This is a genomic window from Yoonia maricola (assembly GCF_002797915.1).
Classification (GTDB): domain Bacteria; phylum Pseudomonadota; class Alphaproteobacteria; order Rhodobacterales; family Rhodobacteraceae; genus Yoonia; species Yoonia maricola.
In genome coordinates, this window is record NZ_PGTY01000001.1 from 1,548,946 (window position 1) to 1,564,314 (window position 15,369).

Annotated in this window: 14 protein-coding genes; 5 read left to right on the plus strand and 9 right to left on the minus strand. The window is 56.9% G+C overall.

Features of this window, described 5'->3' with window-relative positions:
* Positions 1-32 precede the first annotated feature (32 nt).
* Positions 33-743 (plus strand): DUF4344 domain-containing metallopeptidase, encoded by a 711-nt coding sequence (locus BC777_RS07835; protein WP_168769106.1) that lies wholly within the window; start codon positions 33-35, stop codon positions 741-743.
* Positions 744-758: 15 nt separating this feature from the next.
* Positions 759-3,002, plus strand: a complete 2,244-nt coding sequence (gene ptsP, locus BC777_RS07840) for a phosphoenolpyruvate--protein phosphotransferase (RefSeq protein ID WP_100367525.1) — start codon at positions 759-761, stop codon at positions 3,000-3,002.
* On the opposite strand, the gene BC777_RS07845 is transcribed toward ptsP, so the two are convergent.
* Positions 2,993-3,796, minus strand: coding sequence for an EcsC family protein (locus tag BC777_RS07845; protein WP_100367526.1), 804 nt, complete (start codon positions 3,794-3,796; stop codon positions 2,993-2,995). The genes ptsP and BC777_RS07845 overlap by 10 nt on opposite strands.
* Before the next feature lie 31 nt (positions 3,797-3,827).
* The gene (locus BC777_RS07850) at positions 3,828-4,328 is read right to left on the minus strand and encodes a GNAT family N-acetyltransferase (protein ID WP_100367527.1); all 501 of its coding nucleotides are present in this window, start codon (positions 4,326-4,328) and stop codon (positions 3,828-3,830) included.
* A gap of 70 nt (positions 4,329-4,398) precedes the next feature.
* Between BC777_RS07850 and BC777_RS07855 the strand changes: the two genes are divergently transcribed.
* Positions 4,399-5,004: a flavin reductase family protein gene (locus BC777_RS07855; protein WP_100367528.1), complete on the plus strand. Its 606-nt coding sequence runs from the start codon at positions 4,399-4,401 to the stop codon at positions 5,002-5,004.
* On the opposite strand, the gene BC777_RS07860 is transcribed toward BC777_RS07855, so the two are convergent.
* Entirely contained in the window at positions 5,001-6,623 is a 1,623-nt protein-coding gene (locus tag BC777_RS07860) for a SulP family inorganic anion transporter (protein WP_100367529.1), read from the minus strand. The genes BC777_RS07855 and BC777_RS07860 overlap by 4 nt on opposite strands.
* A gap of 174 nt (positions 6,624-6,797) precedes the next feature.
* On the opposite strand from BC777_RS07860, the gene BC777_RS07865 reads away from it, so the two are divergent.
* Positions 6,798-7,664: an S-methyl-5'-thioadenosine phosphorylase gene (locus tag BC777_RS07865; protein WP_100367530.1), complete on the plus strand. Its 867-nt coding sequence runs from the start codon at positions 6,798-6,800 to the stop codon at positions 7,662-7,664.
* 12 nt (positions 7,665-7,676) lie between these two features.
* The gene (locus BC777_RS07870) at positions 7,677-8,207 is read left to right on the plus strand and encodes an adenine phosphoribosyltransferase (RefSeq protein WP_100367531.1); all 531 of its coding nucleotides are present in this window, start codon (positions 7,677-7,679) and stop codon (positions 8,205-8,207) included.
* Positions 8,208-8,223: 16 nt separating this feature from the next.
* Here BC777_RS07870 and BC777_RS07875 read toward each other — a convergent pair whose 3' ends face one another.
* The 6 genes from BC777_RS07875 to BC777_RS07900 all read right to left on the minus strand — a co-directional run bounded on the left by BC777_RS07875 (position 8,224) and on the right by BC777_RS07900 (position 15,367).
* The gene (locus BC777_RS07875) at positions 8,224-9,654 is read right to left on the minus strand and encodes an FAD-binding oxidoreductase (RefSeq protein WP_100367532.1); all 1,431 of its coding nucleotides are present in this window, start codon (positions 9,652-9,654) and stop codon (positions 8,224-8,226) included.
* A gap of 107 nt (positions 9,655-9,761) precedes the next feature.
* Positions 9,762-10,526, minus strand: coding sequence for an SDR family NAD(P)-dependent oxidoreductase (locus tag BC777_RS07880; protein ID WP_100367533.1), 765 nt, complete (start codon positions 10,524-10,526; stop codon positions 9,762-9,764).
* A gap of 80 nt (positions 10,527-10,606) precedes the next feature.
* Complete coding sequence (locus BC777_RS07885; RefSeq protein WP_100367534.1) at positions 10,607-11,806, minus strand: TCR/Tet family MFS transporter; 1,200 nt, start codon at positions 11,804-11,806, stop codon at positions 10,607-10,609.
* Positions 11,807-11,983: 177 nt separating this feature from the next.
* Positions 11,984-13,273 (minus strand): MFS transporter, encoded by a 1,290-nt coding sequence (locus BC777_RS07890; protein ID WP_100367535.1) that lies wholly within the window; start codon positions 13,271-13,273, stop codon positions 11,984-11,986.
* Positions 13,274-13,514: 241 nt separating this feature from the next.
* On the minus strand, positions 13,515-14,099 hold the full coding sequence (locus BC777_RS07895; protein WP_100367536.1) for a GNAT family N-acetyltransferase: 585 nt from the start codon (positions 14,097-14,099) through the stop codon (positions 13,515-13,517).
* Positions 14,099-15,367 (minus strand): M16 family metallopeptidase, encoded by a 1,269-nt coding sequence (locus BC777_RS07900; protein ID WP_100367537.1) that lies wholly within the window; start codon positions 15,365-15,367, stop codon positions 14,099-14,101. Before BC777_RS07900 ends, BC777_RS07895 begins: the two co-directional genes overlap by 1 nt.
* Positions 15,368-15,369 lie beyond the last annotated feature (2 nt).

Sequence of the window (15,369 nt, forward strand, 5' to 3'; positions counted from 1 at the left end):
TCATGCCCGCCTGATGCGTGGGAGGCATGAAAATGGGTTTCGCCAAAATTGCCGCTGCCGGCCTTGCCGCTGCTTCACCGCTTCATGCCGATCCTGACGTACCAACGCATGCCGAAAACGTACTTCTGCATGTAATCGCGCATGAAATAGGCCATGCGCTTATCCGTGAGTTCGATCTGCCAATTCTTGGGCCAGAGGAAGCACTCGCTGACGATTTTGCAACGGTTTTGATCAACACAATGCTTCCCGACCGCGCTGAGGTCATCATAACGGATTACGCCACATTCCTCGCCGCTGATCAAACCGAGGCATCCTTGTTTTCAGAGTACAACGATGATGTCAAACGCGGCGCACGGGCGGTTTGCATGACGTATGGGTATGCCCCTGACCGGCACGCAGCACTTGCAGCGCAGTTCGGATTGGATGGCGATTTGGCCACAGCCTGTGCAGACAGCGCGCCTGAGGTTTTTCGAAGCTGGCGCCGCACCCTCGCACCTTTGATGATGCCAAGCACAGCACCGGTCACCGAGGTGGGACTGGACTTTGACGATAGCGATATAGCTGTTTTTCTCGCCGACAGCGAAGTCATGGCAATCGCAGAAGGCCTTTTGCAGCAATTCGACTGGCACTCACGTATCACACTATCGATCCGCGCGTGCGACGGCAGTGCAGGCTGGTCACGCAATGGCAGGACCATTACGGTTTGTGACAGTTACATCCAACGGTTTGCGGCAGCGCAATAGAATGTCGGAGGACCCATGCCAGAACGGCTAGAAACAGAAAGCCGCAAACTGCTGGGGCGGCTGCGCGAAGCGCTTGCGACTGACAATGAAGGTCAGGAGCGTCTGAACGCTGTTGTCGATCTGATTGCAGATTCGATGGGCACCGAGGTCTGCTCAATCTACCTGTTCCGTGATAGCGAAACGCTGGAGCTTTGCGCCACCAAAGGTTTGCAGGCAGAGGCGGTTCACCAGACCCGCATGCGACTGGGCGAGGGCCTTGTGGGCCGCACTGCCAAAAGCCGCACCGTCATCAACACTGCCGATGCCCCCGCATCCAAAGGGTTCCGCTACATGCCCGAAACCGGCGAAGAGCGGTTCTCGTCCTTCTGCGGCGTCCCGATCCAGCGTTTGGGCGATGTGTTGGGCGTACTGGTCGTGCAGTCAAAAGACGCCCGCGAATACACCACCGATGAAGTCTACGCGCTTGAAATCGTCGCAATGGTCATAGCCGAGATGACAGAACTGGGTGCGTTTGTAGGCGAAGGCGCCGCCCTTTCGGCCCGACATCAGCGGCCTGTCATGCTGCGCGGGTCTATCGCGCAAGAGGGCGCGACTGAAGGTTTGGTTTACCTGCATGAACCGCGTGTGGTCGTCACAAACCCTATCTCGGACGATCCCGAAACGGAAAGTGCACGCCTGCATGACGCGATCGAACAACTGCGCGCTGGCGTCGACGATATGCTGATTGGCGCGAACACGGCGGACAGTGACCAAAAACAAGTGCTCGAGGCTTACCGCATGTTTGCAAATTCCAGCAGTTGGCTCAAACGCATGCAAGAGGACATCCAAAACGGTCTGTCTGCCGAGGCCGCGGTGGAAAAGGAACAGTCGCTTGCACGCGCGCGGATGGCTAAGGCAACCGATGCTTATTTGCGCGAGCGTTTACATGACCTTGATGATCTGTCCAACAAGCTATTGCGTCTTTTGACCGGACAGGGTGCCGATGCGCGCGCTGATATGCCAGACAACCCGATCCTTGTGGCCCGTAACATTGGGCCCGGCGAGTTGCTGGAATACGGTAAAAAGATCAAAGGGATTGTGTTGGAGGAAGGCTCTGTCGGGAGCCATGCGGCGATTGTGGCGCGCGCTTGGGCGATCCCACTGATCATCAACGCCAAAGGTGTAACCCGCGAGGCCCTGAATGGTGACCCAATTCTGGTCGATGGTGAACAAGGCATTGCCCACTTGCGCCCAGATGAAACCGTGCAAGCCGCCTTCCGTGACAAAATCGAGATGCAAACACGCGCGCAGAAACGCTATGCTTCGATCCGTGATTTGCCTGCGGAAACCAAATGCGGTCAGATCATTTCCTTGCAAATGAATGCCGGTCTGCTTGCTGATCTGCCCTCACTCGAAGGATCAGGGGCCGAGGGTGTCGGCCTCTTCCGTACCGAACTGCAATTCCTGATCCGTAACCAGATGCCCCGGAGGGCCGAACTTTCGGCGCTCTATTCCCGCGTCCTGAATGCGGCCGGGGGCAAGCGCGTCGCCTTCCGCACGCTTGATATCGGGTCAGACAAAGTGCTGACCTACATGAAACCCAACGATGAGCCCAACCCCGCGATGGGCTGGCGTGCGATCCGTGTGGGCCTTGATAAACCGGGTGTCTTGCGCATGCAGCTGCAAGCCTTGTTACGTGCCGCTAACGGAAAGCCGCTGGCGGTCATGTTTCCCTTCATTACCCAGATCAGCGAATTCCGCGCAGCCCGCACGGAAATGGACAAAGCCATGGCGCGTGAAACCAAGCTGGGGCATGCGTTGCCGTCCAAACTAGAGGTCGGTGCGATGCTGGAAACACCATCGCTCGCCTATGCCCCCGATGCGTTCTTTAAAGAAGTCGACTTCATCTCGATCGGTGGCAATGATCTGAAACAGTTCTTCTTTGCGGCAGACCGCGAAAATGAGCGGGTGCGCAAGCGTTATGACACGCTCGACAGCAGCTTCTTGGCCTTCATTCGCAATGTCATCCTGCGGTGCGAGGCGACAGGCACACCGCTGTCATTTTGTGGCGAAGATGCCGGGCGTCCGGTTGAGGCGCTTTGCTTTGCAGCCCTCGGGCTGCGCAGCCTGTCGATGCGCCCGGCCTCGGTTGGGCCGGTCAAGCATCTGCTGCGCCGCGTCGATCTGAACGAAGTGCGCAAGGTCATGGATGATGCGATGAATAATGGCGATCAATCCGTGCGCCGCGCCGTGGCCGATTGGCTGGTCTATCAGGTCTGAGGCAACTTGCCGGCTGCCAGAACCGCATGGAAATGATCCGTCACGGCTTGATCGCCATAAATGCGCGCGAGACGGCGCAGACCAAAATGTACATGCGCCATTGCGACATAGTAATCCACGAAAGCATAGTTCGTCCCGGCCCCTGCAGCGGCACCCAAGATCGGCACGGCTTGCGTGGCCAGCTTTTGCGAAAGAACCGCTGCAAAGCGCGGGGCGACCTTGCTAATCAACCCGTTCACCGCAGCACCCGAAATGCTCAGCCGTGCACCTATGAAAGCCGTATCAACGCCGTCATCTTCCGTACCCGGCCCGCCTGCGCCAAAAACCGCAAGGCATTCAATCTTGGTTTCTTCTGCATCGGGGTCTTCACCATGTTCGACAGCAACATGATGCACGGCGCGGAAAATTACCGTGGTCGCAACCGGCAATTCAGCCAAAGCTGTCGGCAAGCCTCCAAACCCACCCAGCGCGCCAGAAAGCGTGCCGAGGATCTTATGCACGCGGTCCGACCCGATGGACCCACCGCGCCCCGTGCGAGATTTGCTTGCCACGTCGAAACTTTGACGCAATGCGGCTCGCGCCAGATCATCGATTTGATCGCGGGCCGCTACAGGCAACAGCTTCAATCCATCCTCAACCTGCCCGCCGACAAAGTTAATCGCTGACATCAAGACACCATTGGCCTTGCGCTGGCGCATCGCCAGTTCAGCAATCTCGGCTTTTGCCGCATCGCTCAGTGGCTTGGGCGGATCAGCCGGATTGATCTCTTTCATCGCTGTGTCTTGATCTTTCATCCCCTTGAGATGGGGTGCAGATACAGTGATTTCAATCGCGTATCGATGTGACCGCCCCACTCACCCCCAACCACGCCCCCTGCTCAAGGGCGACACCAAGAACACGATCAGGGTTTGTCGGCGGCGGCATTGTCACATCCGCCAGACGTTCGAAACCAAAGCGACGGTAGTAAAGTGCATCACCCACAAGCATCAACCGCGACCAACCTAGATTGCGCGCATCGGCCAGACAACGCTGCATCAAGAGCGCTGCAACACCTTCGCCCTGCCGTGTTGGGTGCACAGCGATGGGGCCAAGCAGTACGGCTTGCTCACCATCGACCCGAACCGGCCAATTGCGCACGGCGCCGGCCAAGATCCCATCGGTATCCCGCGCCGTGAGACAAAGCGGCCCAATCGGAGTCACCCCTTCACGCAGGCGATAAGACGACAGCGCAGATCGTCCGGGTGCAAAGCACAGGTCATAAAGCGCCTCGACCTCCCACCAGTCATCAGGGGTTTCAATGGCCAATGTCAGTGCCGTCTGCCGCATCGTGTCTTTCATCTGGCCAAGGTTTGCGCACCAAGCTAACCCTAGGGTGCACAAAGGAAAAGACACCGCGATGTTCTATGAACCCAAAAATGGCCATGGCCTGCCCCATAACCCATTCAATGCGGTTGTTACTCCGCGGCCCATCGGCTGGATATCGACACGGGGCGCGGATGGGCGCGATAACCTCGCGCCCTATTCCTTCTTCAACGCAGTCGCCTATGTGCCACCACAGGTGATGTTCGCGTCAACCAGCACCAAGCCTGATCGCGAAGGGACCAAGGATTCAGTCGCCAATATCCGCGATACAGACGTCTTTGCGGTCAACATCGTGGAATATGCCGCGCGCGACGTGATGAACCAAACCTCTGGCGCATGGGGACGTGAAAAGGATGAATTTGCACTGGCTGGCATAACAAAAGCAGAATGTGAGACAATCAACTGTCCGCGTGTCGCTGATGCCCCGGCAACGCTGGAATGCAAGCTAACGCAGATCCTGCAATTACCGGGAGAGGCCAATTTCACTGTCTTCGGCGAAGTGACGGGGGTGCATCTGCGCGATAACTGCCTGGTCGATGGCAAGTTTGACGTGACCCGCTTTGAACCACTGACCCGGTTGGGCTACCGCGATTATTCAGTCGTACGCGAGGTGTTCAGCCTGCAACGCCCCGATGATTAATGCCCGCCAATGATACCCGTCTTAACGCTGTAATCCACCGCCAGTTCATAGTCGGGATCATCATCGCTATCCACCATCAGATGGCCCGCCTTTGACAACAACTGATGACAATCGCGGCTCAGATGGCGCAGCTGGATCTGCTTGCCTGCCGCGATGTACTTTTGGGCCAAGGCCTCGATCGCTTGCAGCGCGGATTGGTCGGCCACCCGGCTGTTGGCAAAATCAACGATAACGATGTCAGGATCGGCCGCCACGTCAAAGATTTCCATGAACCCATCAGCCGAGCCAAAAAAGAGCGGGCCTTGGATTTCATAAACCTGCGCACCTTCCTCGGTGCGGCTTTCACGCTTGATGGCGTGGATACGCGTGGCGTTGCTCCATGCGTAGGCAAGGGCCGAGACAATGACACCCACAACAACAGCCGTCGCCAAATCGGTCGCAACAGTTACGATGGTTACAAGGATCGTCACAAACGCATCGGTCCGCGGAACTTTGCGCAGGATGCGCAAAGAGTTCCAAGCGAATGTCCCAATGACAACCATGAACATAACCCCAACCAAAGCGGCGAGAGGGATTTGCTCAATCAGACTGCTGGCAAAGAGGATGAAAGCAAGAAGAAACAATGCTGCTGCAATTCCTGCAACCCGCGTCCGCCCACCGGATTTGACGTTGATCATCGACTGACCAATCATCGCACAACCGCCCATGCCACCGAAGAAGCCGGTCACGGTATTGGCCGCACCTTGGGCCAAACATTCCTGACTGGCGCCACCACGTTTGCCCGTCATCTCACCCACAAGGTTGAGGGTCAGCAGACTTTCGATCAAACCAATCGCCGCCAAAATCAAAGCGTATGGTAAGATGATCTCAAACGTGTCCCACGTCAGCGGCACCATCGGGATATGGAGCGGCGGCAAGCCACCTTCGATGCTGGCCAGATCACCCACCAATGGCACATCAAGGCCAAAACCGATGACAAGCGCCGCCACAATCCCGATACCCGCCAAGGGGGCGGGCACTGCATTGGTGATCTTGGGCATCACCCAAATGATCGCCATCGTCAGCGCCACAAGGGCCAGCATCAGATAGAGCGGCGCACCATGCAACCATTCGCCGTTTGCCATGCCGTGCCCGCCACCTTCAGCAGACCCCGGCACTTGAAACTGCCCCAATTGGGCCAGAAAAATTACAATCGCCAGACCATTCACAAAGCCCAGCATCACCGGGTGCGGCACAAGGCGGATAAACTTCCCCCAGCGCATGATGCCAACAAATATCTGGATCAGCCCCATCAGCACGACCGTCGCAAAGAGGTATTCTACCCCATGCGCCGCAACAAGACTGACCATTACGACAGCCAGCGCACCGGTAGCACCTGAAATCATCCCCGGACGCCCACCAAAGACCGCTGTGATCAAACCAACGATGAAGGCCGCATAAAGGCCCACCAGTGGTTCAACCCCCGCGACAAAAGCAAAAGCCACGGCTTCGGGAACCAGCGCCAGAGCCACGGTCAAGCCAGATAGAATTTCGACCCGCCATTGCCCCGGCGTCAGTGGGGCATCAGGATCAGTAAGGGAAAGACTATCAGCGAAACGCGTTAAAAGGGCGCGGGCCATGAAACATCCTGTCAAAAGGGGAATTGGTGTTTGCCCCCTAAAGGAGCAAAGGCACCTTGTCACCCCTCAACCGCGCGTGAATTTATCTTGTTGCCGCGATGGCACTGTGCACATGGGTTCCATTTCCCGGCAATCCGTTTCAATGTGTTGTCGGGACAGACGACAAGGCGAACCATGCAAACAAAAATCGGAATTATTGGTGGCTCGGGTATCTACCAGATGGACGGGCTTGAAAACGCTGCTTGGGTGACATCACGCAGCGCGTGGGGCACGCCTTCGGACGACATCCTGACCGGACAATTGAACGGGGTTGAGATGGCCTTTTTGCCACGCCACGGACGCGGGCATGTGCATTCCCCCACGACGGTGCCTTACCGGGCCAACATTGATGCACTGAAACGTATTGGGGTGACTGATATCATCAGCGTCAGCGCCTGCGGGTCGTTCCGCGAAAAAATGGCCCCGGGTGATTTTGTTATTGTTGATCAATTCATTGACCGCACCTTTGCACGCGAAAAATCCTTCTTCGGGACAGGCTGTGTGGCCCATGTCAGCATCGCCCACCCCACCTGCGCACGGCTGTCCGATGCTTGCGAAACCGCCGGACGAGATGCAGGTATCAATATCCATCGCGGCGGCACCTACCTTGCGATGGAGGGGCCACAGTTTTCATCCATGGCCGAAAGCAAGCTCTACCGCGACTGGGGCTGCGATATAATCGGCATGACGAACATGCCCGAAGCCAAACTCGCTCGCGAGGCCGAGATTTGCTACGCCTCGATCGCGATGGTCACCGACTATGACAGCTGGCACCCCGACCACGGGGCCGTTGACGTCAGCGACGTGATCAAAACGCTGCAAGGCAATGGCACCAAGGCGCAAGATTTGGTTAGCCGCCTGCCCGCCCTCTTAGGCCCTGACCGCGCGCCGTGTCCGCATGGCTGTGACCGGGCGCTGGAATATGCCGTTATGACAGCCCCCGACAAACGCGACCCTGCTTTGGTCGCAAAACTTGACGCCATCGCTGGCCGTGTCCTTTAGAAAGTTCCCTTGATGAAAACCGTCCAAGACTACATCCGCACGATCCCCAACTTCCCGCATGAAGGGATCATGTTCCGCGATGTGACCACGCTCTTTAGCGACCCCCGTGGGTTCCGAATTGCTATCGACCAATTGCTGCATCCCTACGCGGGGCAACCCATAGACAAGGTGGTAGGGCTAGAGGCACGCGGCTTCATTCTTGGCGGCGCCATCGCCCACCAGCTATCACTGGGGTTTGTACCTATCCGCAAAAAAGGCAAACTGCCTGGTAAAACGATTGAGCAGGATTATACGCTGGAATACGGGACCGCCACGATGGAGGTTCATGACGACGCGCTACAACCGGGCGAAAAGGTCCTGCTGGTTGATGACCTGCTTGCCACAGGCGGCACCGCAGAAGCGGGGATCAAACTGATCGAACGGATGGGGGCCGAAGTCATCGGGTGCGCCTTTGTTATCGATCTGCCGGATATCGGCGGACGTAAAAAACTGGAAGGCTTGGGTATGAACGTACACGCCCTTTGCCAATTCGAAGGCGACTAAGTCTTTCTTCGTCCAATCAAACTTCCGCCGGAGGCATCTGCCCTCGCAACACCGCACCGGGGTTCATAATGCCCTTCGGGTCCAGCGCATCTTTGATCGCACGCAACATCGCAAGTTTGGCTGGGTCGCTATATTTTTCCAGATCCTTCACCTTCAAGCGTCCAATCCCGTGTTCCGCACTCACCGACCCATCCACGCTATGAACCAGATCATGCACCACGCGCTTCACCTCAGGCCGCTCCGCCTCATAATCGGCACGGGCTTTGCCCGGCATCGGGAAGACATTGTAATGCAGGTTGCCGTCGCCCAGATGCCCAAAGCAATTGATCCGGAACGCGCCAACCTCTGCCAAGGCTTGCTTACCACGGTCGATAAATGTGGGGATCGCACTGAGCGGGATTGAAATATCATGCGAACTGACCGACCCAATCCGCCGGTTCGCTTCGGGGATGCTTTCGCGAATATGCCAGAATGCGTCACGCTGCGCATGATTTTGCGCAATCACCCCATCGGTCACTAGACCCGCTTCAAACGCGGTTGCAAAAAGCGCTTCAAGCACCTCTTCCGGGCTTAATCCGGCAGGCAGCCCGACGTCGATCAGAACCGACCATTCAGGGACCTCATCAAAGGGCTGTTTGATCTCAGGGCCCACCTCTGACAAAAAATCAAAGCCTTGGCGGTGTATGATCTCAAAGGCCGAAACACCTTCGCCAATTTGTTCACCTGCCATGGCAAGCAACGCAAGCGCCGCAGCGGGTGAAGCAACCGCCATCATCGCAGCCCCAAGGCCCGCCGGACACGGTGCAAGCTTTAGGGCGGCCCCTGTTATGATCCCCAGTGTCCCTTCCGCCCCAATCATCAGGTTGCGCAGATCATAGCCTGTGTTGTCTTTGCGCAGCCGCGTCAGCCCATGCCAGATCGTGCCATCAGGGCGAACAACCTCCAGCCCCAGACACTGCGCGCGGGCATTGCCATAGCGCAGCACATTGACCCCACCTGCGTTTGTTGACAGCAGCCCACCGATGCGCGCCGATCCTTCTGACGCAAGCGACAGCGGGAACAGCCGCCCGATATCCGATGCTGCTTTCTGCACATCTGCAAGAATAACACCCGCGTCACAGACCAGCACGTTTTCGGACGGGTAGACCTGCCTGATGCGGTTCATACGCTCCAATGACAGGACCACAGGCACCGGTCCCTTTTGTTGCAATTGCCCGCCGACCAGCCCCGTGCCACCGCTGTAAGGTACGATACCAATGCGCGCTTCGGCACAAGCACGCACAACGCTGGCGACCTCATCCGTTGATACTGGTGCCACAACCAGCCCCTGCCCAGCCCAACGCCCGCGCGGTTCGGACAGATAGGGCGTGCTGTCGTCCTTGAATGCCGCCGCGGGCAGCAAGCCACGCAGCAATTTCTCGAAGTCTGGCGTTACGGGGTTGAGCATTTGGTTCCCTTTGCGGCTATCCCGATACATGGCCCAAACCGCGCTGGTGTCCAACCGGATTTGATTATACGTCCGTATCCTTATCCAAAAAGCAGCCGCGTGCCCTGTCAGTCCGCTGTCCAGCCGCCATCAATCATCAGATGTGTCCCCGTCATCAGTGCGGATGCGTCAGAAGCGAGATAGACAACAGGCCCCATCACGTCATTGACTTCGCCGACCCGGCCCAATTTGATCTTGTCCATGATCCACGTCACCTTGTCGGGGTTGTTGAATGTCGGCTCGCTTAGTGGCGTGCGGATGAAAGTCGGGCAGATCGTGTTGACCCGGATGCCCTGCTTGCCCCATTCAATCGCCATCGCTTTGGTAAACCCTTCCACCGCGAATTTTGTACCACAATAGACGCCCCGCTCTGGGCCACCCACATGCGCCATCTGGCTGGTGATGTTGATCAGGCTGCCAGGCTTGCCTGCGGCAAGCAGCCCTTTGGCAACAGCACGGGTCAGGAAATAAGCCCCCTTGAAATTGATGTCGCTGACGGTATCAAAATCCACTTCCCCAGTATCCACAGCAGGTGAGTGGATCGCGGTCCCAACGGAATTGACCAATACATCAAACGGACCGTGCCGGGCAACTGTCGCCTCGGTCCCCGAAACATCGCGAACATCCATTGCCACCGCATCGGCACCAAACCCCGCGGCGCGCATATCCTGTACAACGGTATCAAGCTTGCCTGCCGTCCGTGCAGCAACAGTGACCTCGGCCCCGGCTTCGGCCAGTGCAACCGCGCAGGCCAGCCCTATGCCAGACGAACCACCGGCAACCAAAGCGCGTTTACCATCCAGTCGAAATGAAGGTGTTTGTGGAAGTGTCATGCGATGTGCGCCTCTTTAGATGTGTTGCTGGATAGCGTGATGCTGGCGTCCTGTCATCCTCTGGTCGTTCTCCATAAAGCTCAGCCACTGCCCCTAAGCCGCAAAATCAGCGGGACGATAGTAAGGATCAGGATCGCTCCCAACAGATAGGGTGCGCCGGGCAGGTAAATGCCGTCTGTGTTCACGAAATGCTCAAACACACCGGTTAAGGCCAAAGGGGCGGCGACTGCAGCGATAGATGAAAGCGAAGCAATCACACCCTGGACAAGACCTTGCTGGTCTTCTTCTGCGCAATTGGCAGCAAAGGCGGTCATCAAAGGCGGGGCCATGTCTGAAAGGGCGGCGATGGGTAGAAAGACAACAACAGCCCAGACGGCACCCGCGAACCCAAACCCGATCATGCCAATCACGGCTGCAGCTGTCGCCAAGACCAGTGTTCTAAAATCGCCAAAGCGCTTTGTCATCTGTGGCAAGACACCTGCCTGCACAACCGCGATCAAAACGCCATAGGCCGACAGGGACAGCCCAATAGTGAACCCATCCCAGCCAAAAACTTCACGTCCCCAAAAGGCCCAAAGCGTCGGGTAGACCATATTTGCGAACTCAAACACAAAGATACAGATCAATGGAATGGCAAGGCCAGGGATCAGGAACGCCCGTTTGATCGTGCCAAAGGGATTAAGGTCACGCTTCCCGAAGGGACGTCGATTTTCGGCTTTCAGAGACTCGGGCAGGATGAAGACACCAAAGGCTACGTTCAGGGCTGATAGAGCCGCCGCAATCCAGAATGGGGCCGTGATGTGCCAACCAGAGGCGAGCCCGCCCACGGCAGGCCCTAACACAAAACCAATCCCGAAGGCTGCGCCAATCATACCAAAAGCGGCCCCGCGCTCTTCCGGTTTAGCAATGTCAGCAATATAGGCGGTCGCGGTGATATAGGTCGCCCCTGCCATCCCAGCAACCACCCGCCCGACCAGCAGCACCCAGTAGGTTTGGGCCAATGCCATAATGACGTAGTCAATCGTCAACGTCGCCAAGGCTGCAATCAGGACTGGCCGACGCCCATAGGCATCTGACAGGCTGCCGACAATTGGCCCAAAGACGAACATAGCCGCCGCATAGGCCGACATCATGATGCCACCCCAGAACGCGCCTTCCGCCGTGCTGCCTGCACCCACACGGTCCATCAGATCAGGCATGATCGGGAACACGATCCCGATACCAATCGCATCGATCAGCAGCGTGGCAAGAATAAACAGGAAGGGACCGGTCAGCTTCATTCAGCCACACGACACTTGCGCGACCAATAAGGCAAGCTTGATGTTGAATAGCCGAAAGGCGTGAGCTTTCAAGTCACCAACCGACCCAAAACAGCAAAAGCAGACGTTCACGTATAATGGAGCAAAGATGTCGGAAGAGCCCAAAGTACCGATTGCTGCACAACGTAGGCATGTCAGCTATTCGGCTCCAGCGACCAGTCGTTTGGCCAATACCAAACTCAGCGCCATCGCTATGAACAGAAATAGTGCACCGGCTATCCACGCGATAGGCGTGGAGTAAATCTCGGCTAAGGCGCCTGCCAAGACCAGACCCAACGCGGCCCCCAGTTGCTGTATGAGGGATCGTAGCGACAACATCGTAGATCGCTGGCGATCTTCCACGCAGCTATGCAGGATGCTACTTGCAGGCGTCTCGCTTGCACCAAGAATGACGGAATACACAAGGAAAACGCCAACAAACCCGACGATATCACCCTGCATTGCCAATGCGACCTGAACAGCCGCGAGACATGCAAAAAGTGCTGCAAGTGTGACAGCGTGGCGACGCTTGAATAAGCGACTGACATGGGCAGACAGCGACGCACCAAAAGCGATTGAGAAAAAGTAACCCGCCGTCAGGGCACCAATGGCCGTATTGGCGTAGTTCTCATCCAACATGGGCTTTGCATATGTTGGCCAGATCACTTCAACCGGATTGGTCGCCATCAGGAATAACGCTAAAGCCGCCAAAAGCATTGAAAGTGTGGGATGTTTCAACGCAAGTAAACCCGCCTCGGCGATCACCGATGGGACATTGGCGAACCCTTGTTTCAGCGTACTGGCATTTAGAGGGCGTGGTTCTTCGGCGATGGCGAACATGGTGTAAATCAACACGCCGACCATCACGACAAAGCTTGCTGCATAGGAAACATCATAGATGCTCAGTCCATACTTTAGAGATATCAAACCGAATGCATCTGGCAAAAGACCACCCAAAATCGCTCCAACAGCGAGACCCATGGCATTGGCCCATTGCGCTTTCGCGAGAGCGGGTTGGACATCCACATTTGGCGCAGCGGCTCTGAACGTCTCGACAAACCACGCGTCAAGCGTACCTGACCGCAAGGCACGTCCAAACCCGATGAAGGCAAATGAAAGAGCCAAGATGCCAAAGTCGTTCGATGATAGAAAAAGCGCCAAGGAAACTAAGCTGGCCACCACCGCTATAAGAAAAACCGGTTTGCGGCCAATGTTGTCGGCCAAGCCACCAAACGGCAGTTCCATCGTCATGGTTGTGAGCGAGTAGACCCCAAAGAGAAGCGATATCTGGAAGAGGTCCATGCCGCGATCCGTTAACGCGAGTGCAACAACGGCCACGGTTAGCCCCATGGCAAATCGGTCAAGAAACTGGTGTATCTGAAACACCCGAATGTGCCGTCGCGCTGTGTCCGTCAGCGCTTTGATAGAGAAATCGATTTCCGCAGCCATGGCGGCAGCATCTGTCTTTGCATACCTGTGCGCAATAGTGCACCGGCAAGAAGGGTACTTGGCATTGCGTGGAACCGTTCATTCGTACGGCCCCAGCGAATGAGCGTTTTATCCCGCATAGCGCAGGTTCATGACGATGCCGTGACATTCCGGCAGGACCAGTATTTCATTACGAGGCCCCTTGTTGAGCCTCAGAAAGGCCACCGTCTTACGCTAAAAGGCAGCACACCGGGTCATGCCGTTAGCCGACGTCGGTTTTGCCGCGGCGGTCGTTGCGCAGGTTGGCGTAAAGAACGTGATTGCGCCAACGCCCATTGATTTGCAGATAGCTTTGCGCGACGCCTTCGTATTTGTACCCGCATTGTTCTAACAACCGGCGCGAGGCATTATTTTCTGGCAAACATCCCGCCTCTATCCGGCTCAGATCCAGCGCGGTGAAAGCGTGATGCACGACGGCTTGGATAGCTTCACGCATATAGCCTTGCCGCGCAAAGGGTTCGCCGATCCAATAGCCGGTAATCCCTGATTGCGAAGGTCCGCGCTTGATGTGGTCCAGCGTGATCGCCCCAAGGAGCCCGTTATCTTCGCGCCGCACCAGAAAGAGCGGCATCGCTGTGCCGTTCGAAATAGATCGCTGCGCCCAATAGACCCGGTTCGTAAACGCCTTACGCGACAGGTGATCAGATGCCCAAGTCGGCTCCCACGGTTTGAGGAAATCCTCGCTATCACGTCGCAGCCCGGACCACGCGCGAAAGTCACTGTGGATCGGGGGGCGCAGCGTCAGCCGTTCAGTCTCTATGCGGACCTTTTTCTTGGTCCCCAGCATCAAGCAGCCAACCGTGCTTTCAATGCGTCGAGTGATGGGGCTGCGTCGGCAGGCCCATAAAGCGCCAATGCGGTGCCCGCCTGCCCGGCCATCTGCCCAGCAAAGTCTTTCACATCGCCTGTCGTCACATCATCTATATGGGCAATTGTTTCGTCGATACTGGGGATACGGCCCCAGATTGACAGCAGCCGGGCGAGCCGTTCGGCCCGGTTCGATGGACTTTCGAGCCCCATCAGCAGGCCCGCTTTCATTTGCGCCCGCGCGCGGGCTACTTCGGCAGCACTCATGTCGTCGGCCGCGCGCTTCATCTCGTCTATTGTGATATTAGCCAATTCACCGATCTGCTCGGCACTTGTACCTGCGTAGATCGTAGTGAGGCCCGTGTCCTCATAGGCGCCGGCCTGCGCAAAAATAGTATAGCATAATCCACGGTTCTCGCGCACTTCTTGGAACAGCCGCGATGACATGCCGCCACCCATGGCGTTGGCATAGATTTGCGCGGTGTAGATTGCCGGATCCAGATATGTCGGCCCTTCAAGGGCCAAAGCGAAATGCACCTGTTCGAGTGACTTGTTTTCACGCCGCTCACCACCACCGAAGGCGGCCGGTTGCATCAGGTCGGGTGCCCGCTCGACCGCTGGCAGATGGCCAAAGAGCGCTTCGGCTTGTGCAACAATCGCATTGTGATCAATGGCGCCTGCCGCAGACAGGATCATCTGGTTGGGCCCGTAATGTTCACCAACAAACCCTTGCAGATCATCACGGCTAAAACTGCTAACTCGTTCGGATGGGCCGAGGATCGTGCGACCCAATGCTTGATCTGGATAAGCCACCTCTTGCAACCAATCGAAGATGATGTCGTCGGGGGTGTCGAGCGCTTGTCCGATCTCTTGCAGGATCACACCGCGCTCAACCTCAATCTCGGACGGGTCGAAGACCGGATTTAGCAGGATGTCGGAGATAACGTCGAGACCAAGCTCAACGTCGTCTTCCAAGACACGCGCGTAGTATGCTGTCATCTCGCGGCTGGTGTAGGCATTGATATAGCCACCGACGTCTTCAATGCTCTCAGCAATCTGCAGGGCGCTGCGCGTCTTGGTCCCCTTAAAAGCCATATGTTCAAGGAAATGCGCAATGCCGTTCTGTTCGATCCGCTCGTGACGGCCACCGGCTTGGACCCAGATGCCGATAGAGGCTGACTTCAACCCCGGCATATCCTCAGTAACGATACGAAAGCCGTTCGAGAGCGTGTGCAGTTGGATGGTCAATT

What these genes read in the sequence shown, in the direction of transcription:
- BC777_RS07865 (WP_100367530.1), top strand. Translation starts at nt 6,798, where the DNA reads ATGCAAACAAAAATCGGAATTATTGGTGGCTCGGGTATCTACCAGATG.
- ptsP (WP_100367525.1), top strand. Translation starts at nt 759, where the DNA reads ATGCCAGAACGGCTAGAAACAGAAAGCCGCAAACTGCTGGGGCGGCTG.
- BC777_RS07890 (WP_100367535.1), bottom strand. Translation starts at nt 13,273, where the DNA reads ATGGCTGCGGAAATCGATTTCTCTATCAAAGCGCTGACGGACACAGCG.
- BC777_RS07870 (WP_100367531.1), top strand. Translation starts at nt 7,677, where the DNA reads ATGAAAACCGTCCAAGACTACATCCGCACGATCCCCAACTTCCCGCAT.
- BC777_RS07875 (WP_100367532.1), bottom strand. Translation starts at nt 9,654, where the DNA reads ATGCTCAACCCCGTAACGCCAGACTTCGAGAAATTGCTGCGTGGCTTG.
- BC777_RS07885 (WP_100367534.1), bottom strand. Translation starts at nt 11,806, where the DNA reads ATGAAGCTGACCGGTCCCTTCCTGTTTATTCTTGCCACGCTGCTGATC.
- BC777_RS07835 (WP_168769106.1), top strand. Translation starts at nt 33, where the DNA reads ATGGGTTTCGCCAAAATTGCCGCTGCCGGCCTTGCCGCTGCTTCACCG.
- BC777_RS07880 (WP_100367533.1), bottom strand. Translation starts at nt 10,526, where the DNA reads ATGACACTTCCACAAACACCTTCATTTCGACTGGATGGTAAACGCGCT.
- BC777_RS07895 (WP_100367536.1), bottom strand. Translation starts at nt 14,099, where the DNA reads ATGCTGGGGACCAAGAAAAAGGTCCGCATAGAGACTGAACGGCTGACG.
- BC777_RS07845 (WP_100367526.1), bottom strand. Translation starts at nt 3,796, where the DNA reads ATGAAAGATCAAGACACAGCGATGAAAGAGATCAATCCGGCTGATCCG.
- BC777_RS07850 (WP_100367527.1), bottom strand. Translation starts at nt 4,328, where the DNA reads ATGCGGCAGACGGCACTGACATTGGCCATTGAAACCCCTGATGACTGG.
- BC777_RS07855 (WP_100367528.1), top strand. Translation starts at nt 4,399, where the DNA reads ATGTTCTATGAACCCAAAAATGGCCATGGCCTGCCCCATAACCCATTC.
- BC777_RS07860 (WP_100367529.1), bottom strand. Translation starts at nt 6,623, where the DNA reads ATGGCCCGCGCCCTTTTAACGCGTTTCGCTGATAGTCTTTCCCTTACT.